The organism is Burkholderia sp. 3C, assembly GCF_054589155.1.
The window spans coordinates 1-3,149 of the sequence record NZ_BAAILN010000112.1 but is presented as its reverse complement, the minus strand read 5'-3'; the positions used below and the strand labels follow the sequence as shown (position 1 = coordinate 3,149).

Sequence of the window (3,149 nt, the reverse complement as noted above, 5' to 3'; positions counted from 1 at the left end):
GCGCGCGCCGCGCCTCGCGCAGGCGCTGCCGCCGCGCCGCTTCCTCTCGCTCGCCGCCCCCGCCCGCGCCCCACCCGCCTTCGCCTGATTCCGTCGTTCCGTTCGATCGTGCCGCCCGTCTGCCGGGTTGCCGGGCTGCACGCCCGCGCAGGCAGTCGCGCACTTGCGCCCTCGTTCGGCTTTCCGATTTTCATGGCGAGATTTCCATGTTCAAGCGTTTGACCGTTTCCCCTTTCAGCGCCGGACGGCGCACGGCGACCCTCGCGATCGCCGGCGCCCTCGTCGGCGCCACGCTGCTGGCCGGTTGCAAGCAGAACGAACCGTCGTTCAACAACCTCGACATCACCGGCAACACCCAGTTCGGCAAGGATTTCGCGCTGCCCGACACCGACGGCAAGATCCGCACGCTGGCCGACTATCGCGGCAAGGTCGTGGTGCTGCTGTTCGGCTATACGCATTGCCCCGACGTGTGCCCGACCACACTGGCCGAACTCGCGCAGGCCTTGCAGCAACTCGGCCCCGATGTCGCGAAACAGGTGCAGGTGCTGTTCGTCAGCGTCGATCCGAAACGCGACACGCCCACCGTGCTGGCGCAATACGTGAGCGCCTTCGATCCGTCGTTCCGCGCGCTGCGCCCGGCCAACGACGCGCAACTGAAGCAGGTCACCAACGATTTCCGCATCAGCTACGAACAGGTGGCCGGCAGCAAGCCCGACAACTATTCGATGAACCACACCGCCGCGAGCGTGATCTTCGATCCGAACGGCAAGCTGCGCCTGTTCGCGCGCGACGGCCAGGGCGTGCCGCCGTGGGTCCACGACCTGCCGCTGCTGATCAAGAGCGGCGGCAACTGATGCGCACGCGCCGTTCCGGCCGCCCGTCCACCCCATCGACCGAATTCATCAAGGAATCCCGCATGAAAACCGCACTCCGCCTGCTCGCCGCCGCCCCCCTGTTCGCCTGCGCCGCCGCCTTCGCCGCCCCGGCCGACGTCACCGTCTCGCACTGCTGGGTGCGCGCGATGCCGGCCGGCATCCCGTCCGGCGGCTTCTTCGAGCTGGCCAACGCCGGCGCGAAGCCCGTCGACCTGACCGACGTCGGCGCCGACGCGTTCGGCATGGCGATGATGCATCAGACCCAAAGCAACGGCAGCATGTCGAAGATGGTCATGGTGGACAAGGCCACCGTGCCGGCCAAGGGCACGCTGGCGTTCGCGCCGGGCGGCTACCACGTCATGCTCGAGGAGCCGAAGCAGCCGCTGAAGATCGGCTCGACGATCCCGCTGACGCTGACGTTCGGCGACGGCGAGAAGCTCACCGCGCAGTGCAAGGTCGAAGGCCCGAAGGGCATGTCGAAGTAAGCCGCCCGTCCATCCCAGGAGTTCAGACATGAAGATTCGCCAGCCCCTGTTGCACGGCGCCGCCGCCGTGCTGTTCGCCGCCATCGCCCCGCTCGCGTTCGCGCACGCCCATCCGAAGCAGCGCGTGCCCGACGCCGGCGCCACGGTGCCTGTCGCCACGGCCAACGTCGCGATCGATTTCGACGAAGGGCTCGAACCGGCGTTCAGCTCGCTGAAGGTGACCGATGCGGCCGGGCAGGCCGCCACGCGCGATGCGTCGAGCGTGAGCGGCAGCGACAAGAAGCACATGAGCGTCGATCTCGCCGCGCTGAAGCCGGGCGTCTATACGGTGAACTGGGTGGCCGTGGCCACCGACGGCCATCGCACGCAAGGCACGTATACGTTCACGGCGCAGTAAGCCGCGCGATCCGGCACACAACCGGATCGCCCATGCGACAAGGCCCGCGCGGCATGCCTGCCGCGCGGGCCTTGTTCATTTCGCGCCGTTCCGTGCCGCGCTAATCCCCCGACGCCATGCCGGCATCGAGATCGACATACGCCCCCGGCTGCAGCAGGCGCCCCTTCCACTCGCGCGAGCCGGCCAGGAAACACGCGGCCAGTTTCGGACCGGCCGGCGTCAGATGCAGCGTGCTGTCGCCGCCGCACGGCCAGCCGTCGATCGTCTGGCCCGGGCTGAGGTCCACCCGCACCGTGTCGCCCGAGTTCTGCGGAATGAAGATGAACGCGTCGACGAACACGTTGCCCACCGGCACCGGATGCGGGCTGCGAATCGCCTGCAAGGTGCGCTGCGCGCCCAGGCCGAACAGGCCGCCGGTTTGCTCGTAATCGGCGGTGCTGCCGGGCGGGAACGTCACGCCCGATACCTCCAGCGGTTGTTTCGTCACTTCGGTTCTGAGGCGCGTGCCCTCGCCGAGCGCGTAGCTGGAGAGCAGCGACACCGCCAGGTAGATCGCCGGCAGGCAGAAAAACAGCGCGGACCATGCGAGCCGTTTGACCACCGACAGCCGGCGGCACAACCACAGGCCCACGAACAAGGTCAGCCCGCCCCAGATCGCGACGAACACCGTGAACGCCGCCATGGCGACGGCGCCCAGGCTGCCGACATCGGCGCGGCTCACCGACGGGAACAAGGCCAGCAACAGAGTCAGTACCAGTGTGATCAGCGAGCCTAGGCGCGGCCAGGAGGTGGGAAACAGGTTCAAGAATCTGGCGGGGCGGTCGGATTCCGGCGACGGCGTTTTTATCACCGCCCGTCTTTGTATGAGTGCATGGCCTATCTTCTGGTAATCCAAGTTTTTGTCCCCATCGCCCACAGGCCCATCCGAACTGCATTGGGAAAATGCGTCGGGTAAGAAGGTGGCCGAAATATGTTCATCGCTCTGGAAGTCAGGGCTCATTGTGAATGATGGTGTGTTGATCAGGTATCAGCGGGTGCGCGATATATAGCACGCCATTCATCTCGAAAACATCGAAATAAATTCATGATTACAGAGCCTTGATCAAAAACATCCGTACAGCAAATAAGGAAGAGCATCGGTTTCATAAAAACAAGAGTTCCAACTAGCATTCCGCCTTTGGCCAACGCTTCACACAGCGACAGTCATGTTCATGACGGCCGTACCGGGGCGTCAGACGTATTTCCTGAATGTGCCTAGCACCGGCAACGCGGCCGATCTCTCGGCCGTCTCGTTTGAAGCCATCGAATTGAACCCGATCCACACGCGAGGACAGACGTGAATTGCCCGAATTGCATCAAGCAGGGTCTGGCGATTCTGCCGGTCCGTTACGC

Annotated in this window: 4 protein-coding genes; 3 read left to right on the top strand and 1 reads right to left on the bottom strand. The window is 65.2% G+C overall.

The window, feature by feature from the left end; all coding sequences use genetic code 11:
* Positions 1–206: 206 nt before the first annotated feature.
* The 3 genes from ACYP33_RS22505 to ACYP33_RS22495 all read left to right on the top strand — a co-directional run bounded on the left by ACYP33_RS22505 (position 207) and on the right by ACYP33_RS22495 (position 1,757).
* Positions 207–854, top strand: coding sequence for an SCO family protein (locus ACYP33_RS22505; RefSeq protein ID WP_459623992.1), 648 nt, complete (start codon positions 207–209; stop codon positions 852–854).
* Between the two features lie 62 nt (positions 855–916).
* A complete protein-coding gene (locus tag ACYP33_RS22500; RefSeq protein WP_414441423.1) occupies positions 917–1,360 on the top strand; it encodes a copper chaperone PCu(A)C in 444 nt (147 codons plus the stop codon).
* Positions 1,361–1,388: 28 nt separating this feature from the next.
* On the top strand, positions 1,389–1,757 hold the full coding sequence (locus ACYP33_RS22495; RefSeq protein WP_414448040.1) for a copper resistance protein CopC: 369 nt from the start codon (positions 1,389–1,391) through the stop codon (positions 1,755–1,757).
* 100 nt (positions 1,758–1,857) lie between these two features.
* On the opposite strand, the gene ACYP33_RS22490 is transcribed toward ACYP33_RS22495, so the two are convergent.
* Positions 1,858–2,757, bottom strand: coding sequence for a hypothetical protein (locus ACYP33_RS22490; protein ID WP_459623991.1), 900 nt, complete (start codon positions 2,755–2,757; stop codon positions 1,858–1,860).
* Positions 2,758–3,149: the final 392 nt, after the last annotated feature.